Below are 13,231 nucleotides of genomic sequence, written 5' to 3'. Positions count from 1 at the left end.
GAACAGTTCATCGTGTTCAGCACGAAAATATATGGTACAAATCGGTGGGACAATTTTGTGTTAGTTTCCATAGAAGGAACATTGCTCTGGGTATAAGGAGAGTCAGCGTTTGAAATTTTCAACAACGAAAAGCCAAGGCCTTTCCGCTATTTTTTAATGGAAGCGCCTTGGCTTTTTTTGCTTGTGGCTCACCTTGAGTAGTGTTCGCTTGGGCAGAAGGTGATCAGAGGATTCTTATCCCCCTTTTGGTGATATGGACCAAGGACTGTTTGAGATGGAAGTAGATAGGGATTTTCTCAGCCAATCTTTGAAAAAAACAGACTTTCTGGAAAGGGCCTGTACCCTATTTAAGGCAACTGCTATAATTCAAGAAGAGGTGTAAAAAATGAAAGCATGCGGAGTGATCGTAGAATACAACCCGTTTCATAACGGACATAGATACCATGCTCAACAAGCTCGTAAACGCTCAGGAGCCGAGGTGGTGGTGGCTTGTATGAGTGGCAACTTTTTACAGCGGGGCGAGCCGGCTATTATTGACAAATGGTTGCGAACAGAAGCCGCTTTGAAAAACGGTGTCGATTTGGTTATTGAGCTGCCTCTCTGTTGGTCATTACAGGCTGCCGATTTTTTTGCTCGGGGCAGTATCAAGCTGCTTCAAGGGATTGGTTGTGAGAGTCTTTGCTTCGGGACAGATGCAGAAGACCGTTTTGACTACCAGGAGTTTGGCAATCTGGTCACGGGAAATCAGCTGCTCATTGACCAGACTTATCAGCAATTACAGGATGAAAAACTCAGTTATCCGCAAAAAATGAATCAAGTGTATTCACAACTTTTTGCAGATATGCAGCTAGCAGGGGATACCCCCAATCATATTTTGGGATTAGCTTATGCCAAAGAAAATGCAGCCTATCCTCATCCCATGAAGTTAATTTCGGTACCACGGATTGGCTCAGGATACAATGAAAGTAATCTACGACAAGGACAACTTGCCAGCGGAACCGGAATCAGAGAAGGAGTACGCAGTGGTGCCGATATTTCGAGCTTCGTTCCACCGAAGACCGCTTGGGGATTGACGCAACAATCTGCAAGTTGGGAAGGGCTCTGGCCATACCTGCGCTATCGACTATTATCAGCCAAACCGGAAGAGCTTCGACGAATCTATCAGATGACAGAAGGGCTGGAGCATCGCTTGATAGAAGCTGCCAAACAGGCGCTGGATTTTCAGCAATTCATGGCGCAAGTGAAATCTAAACGCTATACGTGGACGCGACTGCAACGTCTGTTTTGCTACGTATTGCTGGATATTAACAACCAAGAGATGCAAGCAGCCTGGCAGGAGAACCAGTTGCGGGTACTGGGCTTTACTGAAATTGGTCAGCGTTATCTCAGCCAGCAGAAGAAAAAATTGACGTTTCCTCTTGTGACTCGTGTCGGAAAAGCACAAAACCGGCAGCAAGAGTTAACATTGCGATCAGATGAGATTTATCGGTTGGCAGATCCCCGCATTCCTGAACAAGCCGTGGGACGGATTCCAATTCGTGTATGATCTGATAGAAAACTCTTCACAGATCGCGATCAGACAAGTATAATGGACAAGGACATTTTTATTGAATTTACAACAACTACAGAAAGCGAAGTGTAATTATGGGTCGTAAATGGGCAAACATCGTTGCAAAAAAGACTGCCAAGGACGGTGCGAACAGCCGGGTCTATGCCAAATTCGGTATTGAGATCTACGCTGCCGCAAAATCAGGTGATCCTGATCCCCATTCAAACCAGAAATTGCGTTTTGTCATTGAACGGGCGAAAACATACAATGTGCCTCGACATATCATTGATCGAGCCATCGAAAAAGCGAAAGGATCCGGCGATGAGACCTATCAAGAATTGCGCTATGAAGGGTTTGGTCCCAACGGCTCAATGGTAATCGTGGATGCTTTGACCAATAATGTAAATCGGACCGCTGCTGATGTTCGGGCGGCATTTGGTAAAAACGGCGGCAATATGGGTGTATCCGGTGCGGTTGCTTATATGTTCGACAATACGGCATTGTTTGGCTTTGCCGGTGATGATGCTGACGCTGTTTTGGAATATCTGATGGAAAAAGACATTGATGTTCGTGATGTGGAAGAAGAGGACGGGCAGATCATCGTTTACGGTGAGCCAGACGACTTCAGTGCTATCGATGCAGCTCTCAAAGAAAACGGAATCAACGAATTTTCTGTGGCTGAACTGCAGATGATTCCACAAAACGAAGTGACTTTAAGTGGCGACGATTTAGAAAAATTTGAAAAAATGATCGACGTATTGGAAGATTTGGAAGATGTCCAATCTGTCTACCATAACGTTGCTTTGGAAGATTAAGAAAAGCCAAAAAAACAACACCGCAGCCGACGGGAGCATCTCCAGTGGCTGTGGTGTTGTTTTGATATAGCGTGCTGCAAGACTCGCCTTGCGAGGGTTATCTAAGGCTTGTTTTTTTCTTCTTGTTGATCGGCAATCTCGTCTTGGACTTTTGCTAACATCTGCTGTAATTTCTGTTCCTTACGCTGGAGAACCACCAGATCTTCTTTGATTTCGGAGGCTTTTTCGTGCTCTGGTGGCCGAATCAAAAAATTCAAAGCGATGGCCACAAAAGTACCGATGAATGTATCAATGACCCGCTGCAAAGCGAAATAGATTGACTCATTACGGCTGACACTCAATGTAATCAAAAGCATAGTAGCGATAGCCGAAATGATGCCTGCGTTGTTGTTGATACCATCGGAGACGATGATTAAAAGAGCCACCAATAATGGTAAAAGAAAGACTTCCAATAAAAAATCTTCGTGGAAAAACTGTTTGACAAAAAAGTAAAAAATCGCAAAGGCGCCTCCGAGACTATTCCCTAAGATACGGGATTTACCAAAGGATACCGTCGTAGTCAGGTCTTGCCTCAAAGAAAAAACAGCTGCCAATGCGGCGATTAGAGGTTCACCGCGGTTGGTGAAGTGAAAGAGCAGGATGCAGATCATAACGGCAATTGCTGTTTTTAGTGTTCGCATACCGATTCGAAACCGACCCAAATGCATGGACATCACTCCCTTTCTTCGTTGGTAGGTCATCCTTATCCTTACCTTTAATGATAGCGGAAAAGATCTTAGATTGCCAATTTTAGGCGATTTTCAGTACAATGGAGAAGAAAACTGATGAAAAGGAAGATGCTTGTTGAAAATAGGATTACGTACAGTTAAAACCGCACTTTGCGCGGTATTGGCGATGATTATTGCACAAAGTTTGAATTTGCTTTATGCGCCGGCAGCTGGGATTATTGCTGTTCTAAGCGTGGGGAACACCAAGCGTTCTTCGTGGGAGATTGCCCGCAATCGGGTACTATCTCTGGTGATGGCAACTGGCATTTCATTTGTCTGTTTTTCCTTGATTGGCTACAATCCAGTTGCTTTTGGCGTTTACTTGCTGTTTTTTATCCCTTTGTCCGCCAAGTTTGGGCTGGAAGATGGGATTGTTGTCAATTCAGTATTGATTACACACTTTATGGCGGAAGCTTCGTTTGCATCGAGTATGCTGCTCAATGAGTTTTTGTTGATGGTAATTGGTGCGGGTCTGGCTTTGACGGCTAATTTATATATGCCGGATCTTGAAAAGTCATTGCGGCAAGATCAGACGGTGGCTGAAACGATGTTTGCACGTTTGTTGCTGCTGCTTTCAGAAAGCTTGAATCATCCGCAAAAGGCGGCGCAGCTGGAACAGCGCTGCCAAAATCTACTGGAATTTTTACGAGAAGCGCAAAAGAAAGCAAGTCGCCATCGAGACAATCGCTGGAGCAGTGGGGATGAGTACTTTGAAGCGTATTTTTCCATGCGACGTTCTCAATTACGCCTGCTCAATGACATGATTGGTTTTACGGCTCAAATCAGTGTAGAAGCTGAGATGGTAGCTGATTTGAAGAAACTGCTTGAAGAAACTTCGGAAACTTTTTCTGAAGAAAATGATGGTCGGGAAATCTTGGCTAAGATTATGATAATCTATGAAAATTATCGTTTGGCTCCTTTACCAAAAGATCGGGAAGAGTTTGAAAGTCGGGCGCTGTTGTTTCAATTTTTACAGAGTTTTACGAGTTTTATCGAAATCAAGGCAGAATTTGCTGAAGTCAATCAAAAACCAGCTGCCATTTAAGGCAATTAAAAAAGACCGCCGAATCGAGAAAATTCGACTGGCGGTCTAATTACGCAGGCTTTTTTAGCCTATTTTTTCCAAGCAGAAAGCATCTGATCCATTGCCGAGATGGCATCATAGGTCATAGCTAGAGACGTGTTTTCGGCTCCGTTGATAGTAGCGACCATATTGGCGACTTCGTAATTCATCGCCTGGGAGGTTTCGCCGACTTCGATGTGTTCGCGGGTGCCATCGTTATAGAAAATTTCTGCAGCTTGTGCCCGGGGGTATTCTGGAACGGTAATGTAGCCATTTTCATAAGCGACAATGCCGATTTTTGGCATTTTGGCTTGGAAGGTTAATGTGACTGCTGCCATTTCATTTTTCGCATTTTTCAAAATTGTGACAGATTGTTCATCAACACCGGTGGAAAAAGGCAGCATATCGCTAGCTACAACTTGCGGCTGGGCATTCATAAAGCGACGAACAAAGCTGACTGCATAGGTACCAATGTCCAACAGCGCACCACCAGCCAAATCCGGATTGAAGAAACGATTGCTTGGATCTGGTTCTTTATAACTGCCAAAGGGTGCTTGAATCATTTTCAGTTTTCCTAATTTACCGGAATCGGCAATCTTCTTTAACTCGGTAAACAAAGGCATGTTGAAAATGGTCATGGCTTCTTGTAAAACTAGATTTTTTTCTTTGGCAACGGCCATGACTTCTTCTAGTTCCGACAGATCCATGGTGATGGCTTTTTCGCAAAGAACGTGTTTTCCTGCGGTCAAGGCTTTTAGAATGTATTCTTTGTGGAAACGATTAGGGACAGCTACGTAGATGATATCCACTGCTTCGTCTGCCAACAGGGCGTCATAAGAACCATAGCTTGCAGGAATCTCATATTGCTTGGCGAAACGATCAGCAGTCGCCTGATTTCGGGAGCACACAGCATAGAGATTGCTTTCTGGGTTGGAAAAAGTCATCGCCAATTGATGGGCGATATCACCAGTACCGGCAATGGCCCAATTGTATTTTTTCATAACGTATAAAACTCCTCTCAAAATAACTTGAATTGACATTATTCAAATCCCACTCCTGCCGATTTTTTCCTTGCTAAGAAGCACCACTGGTCAAAAATCAAAGAAAGTGAAAAAACAAAGCCAAATCATATTTACAGTGTAACAATCCTTTAAAAAAAAGGGAAGTTCTTTGCAAAACTCTGGTATTTACAGATAATTTCAGTAAAATAGATTGAGAAGCTTTAGTAAGAGGTTGTTCGTCACAGCCGTGATTCAAGCCACTTTAGACAGAATATTTGGGAAAAGGATGAACGACTATGCATGACGTTTACATTGAAATTTTGGTTTCAACAATTAAAGAACAATATTTGACAGAAAAGAACTTTTTTGACGGGGTTCTCAGTATTTCTGAGGAAACCTGGGAAAACTGGAAGCGAGGAAGTCTCAATTTACCGGGAGAACAGAGCCAGAAAATCAAAAATCTCTTCAGTGATTATGAGTGGATGCTGGTGCAGAAGATTTTGCGTCAAACCATCATCTTTCCTGAAAAGAGAACAACTGCTGTGACAGATTATCGCCATATGAAGACTCAAATTGCCCAAAGATGGCTGAAATCCGGATTAGCAGAGGTTTCCGTAAAACAACGAGAAGAAAATCACAATGCACAGATGGTGGAGCTTTTAGTGGTGATGGATTACGGAAAATGGGGATTTGACGATATTCTGAGCTTCCGCTTGCCGGCTCGTATCCAGCAACAAATCGAAAGCGAACAGGTAGCGCTTTTGGACTGGGTCAACGAAAATCTGGAGGAAACATACCTTGAAGAGCAGTAAAATCCGCAATAAGCTTCCCGTTGGCGTGAGTTTGGGTCTGGTGATTGTTGGGGCGGCCTTAGTGATTTGGTTCTGGCCTTTTTCTGATCTGCCTTTTCGAATCGAGGGCTTTGCTACTGAAAAACAGACAACTTTTGTATCTTTTGATTCAACAGACCCGCTAAGTAAAAAATTTTCCACCGAAGATTCTACCTCAAGTGCAAGTATTGGCAAAAAACAGGTGGCAAATGACGCAGAAAGATTAAAATCACAGTTGTTGCGCGACCTTTTGCCGGAAAGTCCAACGAATTCTTTAAAACAAGGGGCAACTGCAACTCTACCGCCAGATTTTCCTAAAATAGCGGTCGCAGATTGGCGGATACAGCTCGTCGGTCCAGATCACAAACTAGCCCATGAAATGGATGAGTCACAATTGACTGAGATCAGTAGCAGTGAGCGTTTGGACAAACGTGTGGCAGATTCATTTGCTGATTTGACACAAGGAGCGGCTGATGCTGGTGTTACCATTGCTGTTGTCTCAGCGTATCGGTCAGTTGCTGATCAGACCGCTGTTTTCAATGAGAAATTTGAACGCATGAAACGTCAGGGAAAAAGTGATGAAGAAGCTGAACGCGAGACCATGACAGATATGACACGGCCGGGATACAGTGAACATCACACCGGCTTGGCTGTGGATGTTGTCGATGAATCGTGGCTGGCAAGTGACCCGGCCTGGACCTTGGAGGAGAGTTACGGAGCAACAAAAGGTGGGCAGTGGTTGGCAGCTCATGTGGCAGATTATGGGTTTGTCATTCGTTACCCGGCTGATAAAACAGCCATTACTAAAATCAGTTACGAACCGTGGCACTTGCGGTATGTTGGAAAAGATGTTGCCAAATACATGAATGCACATGGCCTTTGTCTAGAAGAGTTTGTTGCAGAAGCAGAAAAGTGGGAACAATATGGCAATTAGACGTTATCAATCCAAAAAAAAATTCAATCTACCGCTGGTTTTGTTCGGTATGCTCTTGATTGGGGTCGCCTTTGTTTTTTCATTGGCGACCCTTGCCGATTTTTCTGGAAAACCTGAAACGGAGACGACGCAAGAAGCAACGTTGTCCCGTCAGCAATTTATTGAAAAGCTGGTGCCTCACGCCCAAGAACTTCAGGCAGGCTATGGTGTTCTCCCCAGTATTATTATCGGACAGGCGGCGTTGGAGTCCAATTTTGGACAAGCAACTTTAGCCAGTGAGTACAACAATCTTTTTGGGGTCAAAGCTTTCGGAGATAAGCCCAAAGTAAATCTCGAAACACAAGAATATTTGAACGGCCAGTGGGTTACAGTCAAAGGTGATTTTCGAGTTTATGAATCTTGGGACGAATCAATGGATGCCCATACCCGCTTATTTGTGAACGGAGTGGATTGGGATCCTAAAAAATACGAGCCCGTCTTGCTGGCTAAAGATTACAAAGAGGCGGCCCAGGCTTTGCAAAAGGCGGGATATGCGACAGATCCCACCTATGCTGATAAAATAATAGCTATGATAGAAGAATATCACTTGGATCAATACGATCGTTCAAATGATCAAAAATGACTGTAAGAACAGGAGTGAGCCGATGGAGCAGAAAAAAGCTAAAAAAACTCCGGAAATTATGACTGAGTTGAGAAAGGATATTGTTCGGGTACCGGCTGTTATTCGAGAAGCCAGTGGAATTACTATCTTTGGTAAGCGAATCAAGTCGATTATCTTTACGACAGATATCGCCATTATCCGCAATACCGATGCCGATGCTGTGATTGCGGTTTATCCTTTTACACCGCATCCGGCGATTACAAAAAGTATTATTGAGGCTGCCGATATTCCGGTATTTTCCGGTGTTGGTGGTGGACTGACACAAGGAAACCGCTCTTCATATATGAGTATGTTTGCCGAGGCACAGGGATCTTTGGGCGTCGTTTTAAATGCCCCGACACCTGTTGAAACGGTAAAAATGGTGGCTCAGGTGGTGGATATTCCCGTAGTGAGTACTGTCACCTCTATCTATACGCCAATTGATGAAAAGTTGGCGGTGGGAGTCAAAATTATCAACATCAGTGCAGGAAAAGATACGGCGGCAACAGTCCGACATTTTCGCGAACGCTACCCGGATTTGGCAATTATGGCAACTGGTGGACCCACTGAAGATAGCATCAAAGAAACGATTGAGGCTGGCGCGAATGCTATTACCTATACACCACCGACTAATGGCGAGCTGTTTCGTCGCAAAATGGAGCATTACCGGGAGCAAGAAAAAGAAACTGATGAATAACCGCAATAACAATACTGACGCTTTTTATTGTTTGCGGACACAAAGCCAAATGTGATAGACAAGTAAAAGACGACAATCGCCTACTAAAAATAGAAAGGAGATTGTCGTCTTTTTAGATTAAGGGTAACTGTTTACGATACTTCAAAGAATTAGTGCATTTCCTTCTTCTTTAAAGCCGTAAATAGGCTGCAGCGCGTTGTCCTCCATGTAGAATAAATGCAGGGGGCGATGAGTCATTAGTGCGGTAAGTAGCTTTGGCATCGGTAGTGGAAGCTGGTTGTTGTCAGCTATTAGAATCAGCCGATCACCTTGATAGTCAATCCCACTGCAAGGCTTGGGTGTCCCGTTGATAGAGAGTAGTAATTGTTGCAGTTCTTGTCCTTGGCTGGGAAGCGTCAAGGCGGTTAAAAGTTCACTTGCTCGCATAAAAATCGCTACCTCTTTTCTTGGCTGGATAAGGACTCAGCTCATAATCAATCATGACTTTAGTTTTTCCCAATACCCCATAGTCTCTGGCAACAAATTGTCCTCGTTTGTTGTAGCTGCCGGAAACGACAACAGTCATACCTGGTGCGACATCAGCAAAAAAATTGAGTCCGTGGCGAGCAATCAGACAGTGTTCGTTATTTAATTGAAAATAGACTAACGGCGGATCTACTGAAATCAGTCGGCTTTTTTTTAGTTGTCCTCGTTTTGTAATCATTATGTTCATCTCCGTATCAAAGAAAGCCAGCAGGTGGAGGATAGCTTTTCAATACCTATTTAAAATGGGATTCCAGCTGCAGAAAAGTCAGCGATGGCACTTAGAAACAGAATACTTATTGATATAATTATACAAACAAATGTTCGCCTTGTAAAGCTGCAGCTTCTGTGAAAGAGAATGAAAAAATGATGAAAAGATGTTGCGACTTTCCAAAGTCGGTGTTATACTCGGCAACATAAATGGTTCAGCCTTCAAAAATTTAATAATTACCGCTTATATATCGTCGTAATCGGTCGACAGTCTCTACCCGGTACCGTAAATATCGGACTATAAGCAAAAAATGTGCGCAGACACTTTTTTTGCTTATGCAAGGAAAAGTCTGCGCTTTTTTATGACATATATCTGAGTAGATGAAAGACTTTCAGGCGACAGATGGCGGAGATCATGAAGGCCGAGCATAAAATATATTGATTAAAGGGGAGCTCTGCAAGATGAAAGAATTAATCGAACGCATCAAAACTGACGGACGCGTTTTGGGTGAAGGCGTCTTAAAAGTCGACAGCTTCGTGACCCACCAAGTAGATCCAGTATTGATGGCACAAATAGGCGAACGTTTCGCTGAGTGTTTTGCCGACAGCAATATTACGAAAGTCGTTACCATTGAAGCTTCCGGAATTGCACCGGCGCTGTATGCAGCTCAATTTTTAGGAGTTCCCATGGTATTTGCTCGTAAGTCGAAAAGCTTAACGATGAATGAAGAGCTCTTGACTTCAGAAGTTTACTCCTTCACTAAACAGATCACCAGCACGATCTCGATTTCAAGAAAGTTTCTTTCGGCAGAGGACAATGTTTTGATCATCGATGATTTTCTAGCAAATGGGCAAGCAGCTAAAGGGTTGATTGAATTGTGCCGACAAGCTGGTGCCAATGTAGAAGGTATCGGCATCGTGATTGAAAAGTCTTTCCAAGATGGCCGCCAACTGTTGGAAGACATGGGCTTAAGGGTTGTTTCATTGGCCCGAATCGAATCACTTTCAAATGGTGAAGTCAGCTTTTTGAAGGAGGATGCCTGAGTGGAAAAGCAAACACAAACAGGTAAAGCCGCGGTTTTAGGTCTGCAACACCTCTTGGCGATGTATGCGGGTGCAGTAGCGGTGCCCCTTTTGATTGGAACTGGACTTGGATTCAATGAGCAACAGATGACGTATCTGATATCCATTGATATTTTTATGTGCGGCGTAGCAACATTGCTGCAATTGACGGTCAATCGCTTTTTTGGAATCGGCTTGCCAGTGGTTTTAGGCTGTGCAATCCAAGCTGTTGCCCCTTTGATTTTAATTGGCACTAAAGCAGGTGTCGGCGCTATTTACGGATCGATTATTGCTGCTGGTATTTTCGTCGTATTGATTGCTGGTGTTTTCTCCAAGATCAAGAAATTGTTTCCCCCATTGGTTACCGGAACTGTAATTACAGTGATTGGTCTAACCTTGATTCCTGTTGCTATCACCAAGATGGGTGGTGGGGATGCGGCAGCTGGTAATTTCGGTGAGACTAACAATTTGCTCTTAGCCTTTGTTACGATTGCCTTGATTATCGGTGTTCAGATTTTTGCCAAAGGTTTTATCCGATCCATTTCAGTTTTGATTGGTTTGGTAGGTGGGACCTTGCTTGCTTATTTCATGGGAATGGTTGACTTTAGTGCGATTGGGCACGCGCCAATTTTTCATGTGCCGCAACCTTTTTACTTTGGGAAGCCGACATTTGATATTTGGTCAATTCTTTTGATGATTATTATTTCGATTGTTAGCATGGTGGAATCTACCGGGGTTTACTTCGCGTTGGGTGATATCACCGGACAGCCGATTGGCGAAGAAGATTTGAAACGAGGGTATCGTGCGGAAGGTTTAGCAGTGATTTTAGGCGGAATTTTCAACACATTTCCTTATACGGGCTTTTCACAGAACGTGGGACTTGTTCAGCTGTCAGGGATCAAAACGAAAAAGCCGATTTATTTCTCTGCTTTGTTTCTGATTATTCTAGGTCTTTTTCCAAAGATTGGCGCCATTGCGCAAATCATTCCAGAGCCTGTTTTGGGTGGCGGAATGCTGGTGATGTTTGGCATGGTGGCCGTTCAGGGGATGCGGATGCTTTCAAAAGTTGATTTTGCTAACGATAAAAATTTGTTGGTGATTGCAGTCTCCATTGGTTTTGGTTTAGGATTCAATATCATGCCACAACTGTTTGCGAAACTTCCAGAAACACTGCAAATGTTTACCGGCAATGGCATTGTGATGAGCTCCTTATGTGCGATTTTACTAAATCTGCTGTTTAATGGTATTAAAGAAGAAAGACCTTTGACTGTAATTGGGGAAGAACTTTCCCATGGATAAGGCAACGTCGGATCGATTTTTCGGTCCGACTTTTTCTTTTGAGTAAAAAGCACTTAAAAAATCCGAACGAAAAAGTTTCTTTTTTAAAAATCATTCGATATTTTTTTGACTGTTTGTCTTGAAATTGCTAAACTGTAGTGGAAAAGATGCGGTTTTTTCTGAAGTGAACTCGCAAAAAAGGAGAGACAATGATGGATGCGAAAGTTGCTGTGATCATGGGCAGCCAGTCGGATTGGGAAACCATGAAAGCTGCGTGTGAAAGCTTGGACGAATTGCAGATACCCTATTTGAAAAAGGTGATATCTGCTCATCGAACCCCAGATCTGATGTTTGAATTTGCGGAAACCGCCCGAGAAAATGGAATCAAAGTGATTATCGCCGGGGCTGGTGGAGCCGCACATTTGCCAGGAATGGTCGCAGCAAAGACGACATTGCCGGTGATCGGTGTTCCGGTGCAATCCCGAACATTGAACGGACTGGATTCGCTGCTTTCTATCGTACAGATGCCCGGAGGAGTGCCGGTGGCCACTACGGCTATTGGAAAAGCTGGCGCAGTCAATGCAGGATTACTTGCAGCTCAAATGCTTTCCATGTATGATTTAGATGTCGCGCAACGCTTGGCTGATAAGCGAGAAGCAATGCGTAAAACTGTTATGGAAAGTAGTGATCGACTTGGTTAAGCCGTTAAGACCAGGTGCTGTAATCGGCATCGTGGGAGGAGGCCAGCTGGGGCGGATGATGGCCATCAGCGCAAAAGAAATGGGATTTAGAGTCGGTGTCCTTGATCCGACAGAGGATTGCCCAGCCTCGCAGGTAGCGGATTGGCATATTGTCGCCGGCTACGGAGACATTTTTGCTTTAGAAGAGCTGGCACGACGATGTGAAGTGATCACCTATGAGTTTGAAAATGTTAGTGTCGAAGCATTAAATACGATTCTTCCTTATGCTAATGTCCCTCAAGGAACAGACCTTTTAGCGATTACACAAGATCGCTTATTGGAGAAATCTTTTTTAGAAGCCAATAACATCGTGATTGCCCCCTATGAAACGATTATCAGCCCCACCGATATTCAAGATGCCATCGATCGAATCGGTTATCCTTGTGTGTTAAAGACGACACGAGGGGGGTATGATGGAAAAGGGCAGTACGTGTTATACAGTACCGCTGATTTGGCACCATCGATGAACCTGCTGCGACAAGGTACTTGTGAACTGGAAGCTTGGATTCCTTTTGAAAAAGAGCTGTCTGTAATGGTTGCTGGAAATGGTCGAGGGGAATTCGCGGTTTTTCCGGTTGTTGAAAATATTCATCGCAACAATATTTTACATGAGACGATTGCGCCGGCGCGAGTAGCTCCCGACGTCGCTGAAGAAGCTGCCCGTATTGCTAAAGAAATTGCTCAAGCCCTAGATCTTCATGGTTGTCTGGCTATTGAGATGTTCTTGACGAAAAGCGGCAGCATTTATGTCAATGAATTAGCGCCACGCCCCCACAATTCTGGGCATTATACCATCGAAGCCTGCAATTTCAGTCAATTTGATGCCCACATTCGCGGCATCTGCGGCTGGCCGTTAGGCGAAGTTCGCCTCTTATCGGAAGCTGTGATGATCAATGTGTTAGGGGAGCACTTGACAGAAACCTATGATTTAATCGACCTTAAACCTGAGTGGCAATTTCATTATTACGGAAAAGCCGAGGCGAAAAAAGGACGTAAGATGGGGCATATTACGGTGACAACCGAAGATATTTATGGGACGTTAGAGGAAGTCTATCAGACCAATATTTGGGATTGAGAACTACCTGATTTTAAAAACAAGTAAAATGAATCCGCAAAAGGAGCA

The 13,231-nt window shown here is 43.9% G+C and carries 15 protein-coding genes and 1 riboswitch; of the genes, 11 read left to right on the top strand and 4 right to left on the bottom strand.

Features of this window, described 5'->3' with window-relative positions; all coding sequences use genetic code 11:
- Window positions 1-385: 385 nt before the first annotated feature.
- Window positions 386-1,546, top strand: coding sequence for a nucleotidyltransferase (locus ACOMA8_RS11235; protein WP_421370805.1), 1,161 nt, complete (start codon window positions 386-388; stop codon window positions 1,544-1,546).
- Window positions 1,547-1,644: 98 nt separating this feature from the next.
- A complete protein-coding gene (locus ACOMA8_RS11230; RefSeq protein WP_161899654.1) occupies window positions 1,645-2,364 on the top strand; it encodes a YebC/PmpR family DNA-binding transcriptional regulator in 720 nt (239 codons plus the stop codon).
- Between the two features lie 101 nt (window positions 2,365-2,465).
- Here the strand turns inward: ACOMA8_RS11230 and ACOMA8_RS11225 are convergent, their stop codons facing one another.
- On the bottom strand, window positions 2,466-3,071 hold the full coding sequence (locus ACOMA8_RS11225) for an FUSC family protein (protein ID WP_161899655.1): 606 nt from the start codon (window positions 3,069-3,071) through the stop codon (window positions 2,466-2,468).
- 136 nt (window positions 3,072-3,207) lie between these two features.
- Between ACOMA8_RS11225 and ACOMA8_RS11220 the strand changes: the two genes are divergently transcribed.
- Window positions 3,208-4,176 (top strand): aromatic acid exporter family protein, encoded by a 969-nt coding sequence (locus tag ACOMA8_RS11220; RefSeq protein ID WP_421370803.1) that lies wholly within the window; start codon window positions 3,208-3,210, stop codon window positions 4,174-4,176.
- Window positions 4,177-4,244: 68 nt separating this feature from the next.
- Here the strand turns inward: ACOMA8_RS11220 and ACOMA8_RS11215 are convergent, their stop codons facing one another.
- Window positions 4,245-5,195, bottom strand: a complete 951-nt coding sequence (locus ACOMA8_RS11215) for a Gfo/Idh/MocA family protein (RefSeq protein WP_161899657.1) — start codon at window positions 5,193-5,195, stop codon at window positions 4,245-4,247.
- A 296-nt stretch (window positions 5,196-5,491) separates the two neighbouring features.
- Between ACOMA8_RS11215 and ACOMA8_RS11210 the strand changes: the two genes are divergently transcribed.
- The 4 genes from ACOMA8_RS11210 to ACOMA8_RS11195 are packed head-to-tail and all read left to right on the top strand — an operon-like array spanning window position 5,492 to window position 8,296.
- On the top strand, window positions 5,492-6,007 hold the full coding sequence (locus tag ACOMA8_RS11210) for a hypothetical protein (RefSeq protein ID WP_421370799.1): 516 nt from the start codon (window positions 5,492-5,494) through the stop codon (window positions 6,005-6,007).
- Entirely contained in the window at window positions 5,994-6,959 is a 966-nt protein-coding gene (locus tag ACOMA8_RS11205; RefSeq protein WP_421370797.1) for a M15 family metallopeptidase, read from the top strand. The genes ACOMA8_RS11210 and ACOMA8_RS11205 overlap by 14 nt, the downstream gene beginning before the upstream one ends.
- The gene (locus ACOMA8_RS11200) at window positions 6,949-7,581 is read left to right on the top strand and encodes a glycoside hydrolase family 73 protein (protein WP_421370795.1); all 633 of its coding nucleotides are present in this window, start codon (window positions 6,949-6,951) and stop codon (window positions 7,579-7,581) included. The genes ACOMA8_RS11205 and ACOMA8_RS11200 overlap by 11 nt, the downstream gene beginning before the upstream one ends.
- Window positions 7,582-7,603: 22 nt before the next feature.
- Complete coding sequence (locus ACOMA8_RS11195) at window positions 7,604-8,296, top strand: beta/alpha barrel domain-containing protein (RefSeq protein ID WP_161899661.1); 693 nt, start codon at window positions 7,604-7,606, stop codon at window positions 8,294-8,296.
- Window positions 8,297-8,437: 141 nt separating this feature from the next.
- On the opposite strand, the gene ACOMA8_RS11190 is transcribed toward ACOMA8_RS11195, so the two are convergent.
- Window positions 8,438-8,722 (bottom strand): hypothetical protein, encoded by a 285-nt coding sequence (locus ACOMA8_RS11190; protein WP_161899662.1) that lies wholly within the window; start codon window positions 8,720-8,722, stop codon window positions 8,438-8,440.
- A complete protein-coding gene (locus ACOMA8_RS11185; RefSeq protein WP_161899663.1) occupies window positions 8,709-8,999 on the bottom strand; it encodes a hypothetical protein in 291 nt (96 codons plus the stop codon). The genes ACOMA8_RS11190 and ACOMA8_RS11185 overlap by 14 nt, the downstream gene beginning before the upstream one ends.
- A gap of 253 nt (window positions 9,000-9,252) precedes the next feature.
- Window positions 9,253-9,349: riboswitch (purine riboswitch) on the top strand.
- 141 nt (window positions 9,350-9,490) lie between these two features.
- Between ACOMA8_RS11185 and ACOMA8_RS11180 the strand changes: the two genes are divergently transcribed.
- From ACOMA8_RS11180 to purK, 4 genes are all read left to right on the top strand, one after another.
- Window positions 9,491-10,072, top strand: a complete 582-nt coding sequence (locus tag ACOMA8_RS11180) for a xanthine phosphoribosyltransferase (protein WP_421370791.1) — start codon at window positions 9,491-9,493, stop codon at window positions 10,070-10,072.
- Entirely contained in the window at window positions 10,073-11,389 is a 1,317-nt protein-coding gene (locus tag ACOMA8_RS11175) for a nucleobase:cation symporter-2 family protein (protein WP_421370789.1), read from the top strand.
- Window positions 11,390-11,580: 191 nt separating this feature from the next.
- Complete coding sequence (purE, locus tag ACOMA8_RS11170; RefSeq protein WP_161899666.1) at window positions 11,581-12,069, top strand: 5-(carboxyamino)imidazole ribonucleotide mutase; 489 nt, start codon at window positions 11,581-11,583, stop codon at window positions 12,067-12,069.
- Window positions 12,053-13,183: a 5-(carboxyamino)imidazole ribonucleotide synthase gene (gene purK / locus ACOMA8_RS11165; protein ID WP_421370787.1), complete on the top strand. Its 1,131-nt coding sequence runs from the start codon at window positions 12,053-12,055 to the stop codon at window positions 13,181-13,183. Before purE ends, purK begins: the two co-directional genes overlap by 17 nt.
- Window positions 13,184-13,231: the final 48 nt, after the last annotated feature.

It is taken from the genome of Enterococcus infantis (assembly GCF_049166715.1).
Lineage (GTDB): Bacteria > Bacillota > Bacilli > Lactobacillales > Enterococcaceae > Enterococcus_C > Enterococcus_C leclercqii.
The sequence above is the reverse complement of the archived record's forward strand: the minus strand, read 5'-3'. Positions and strand labels throughout refer to the sequence as shown.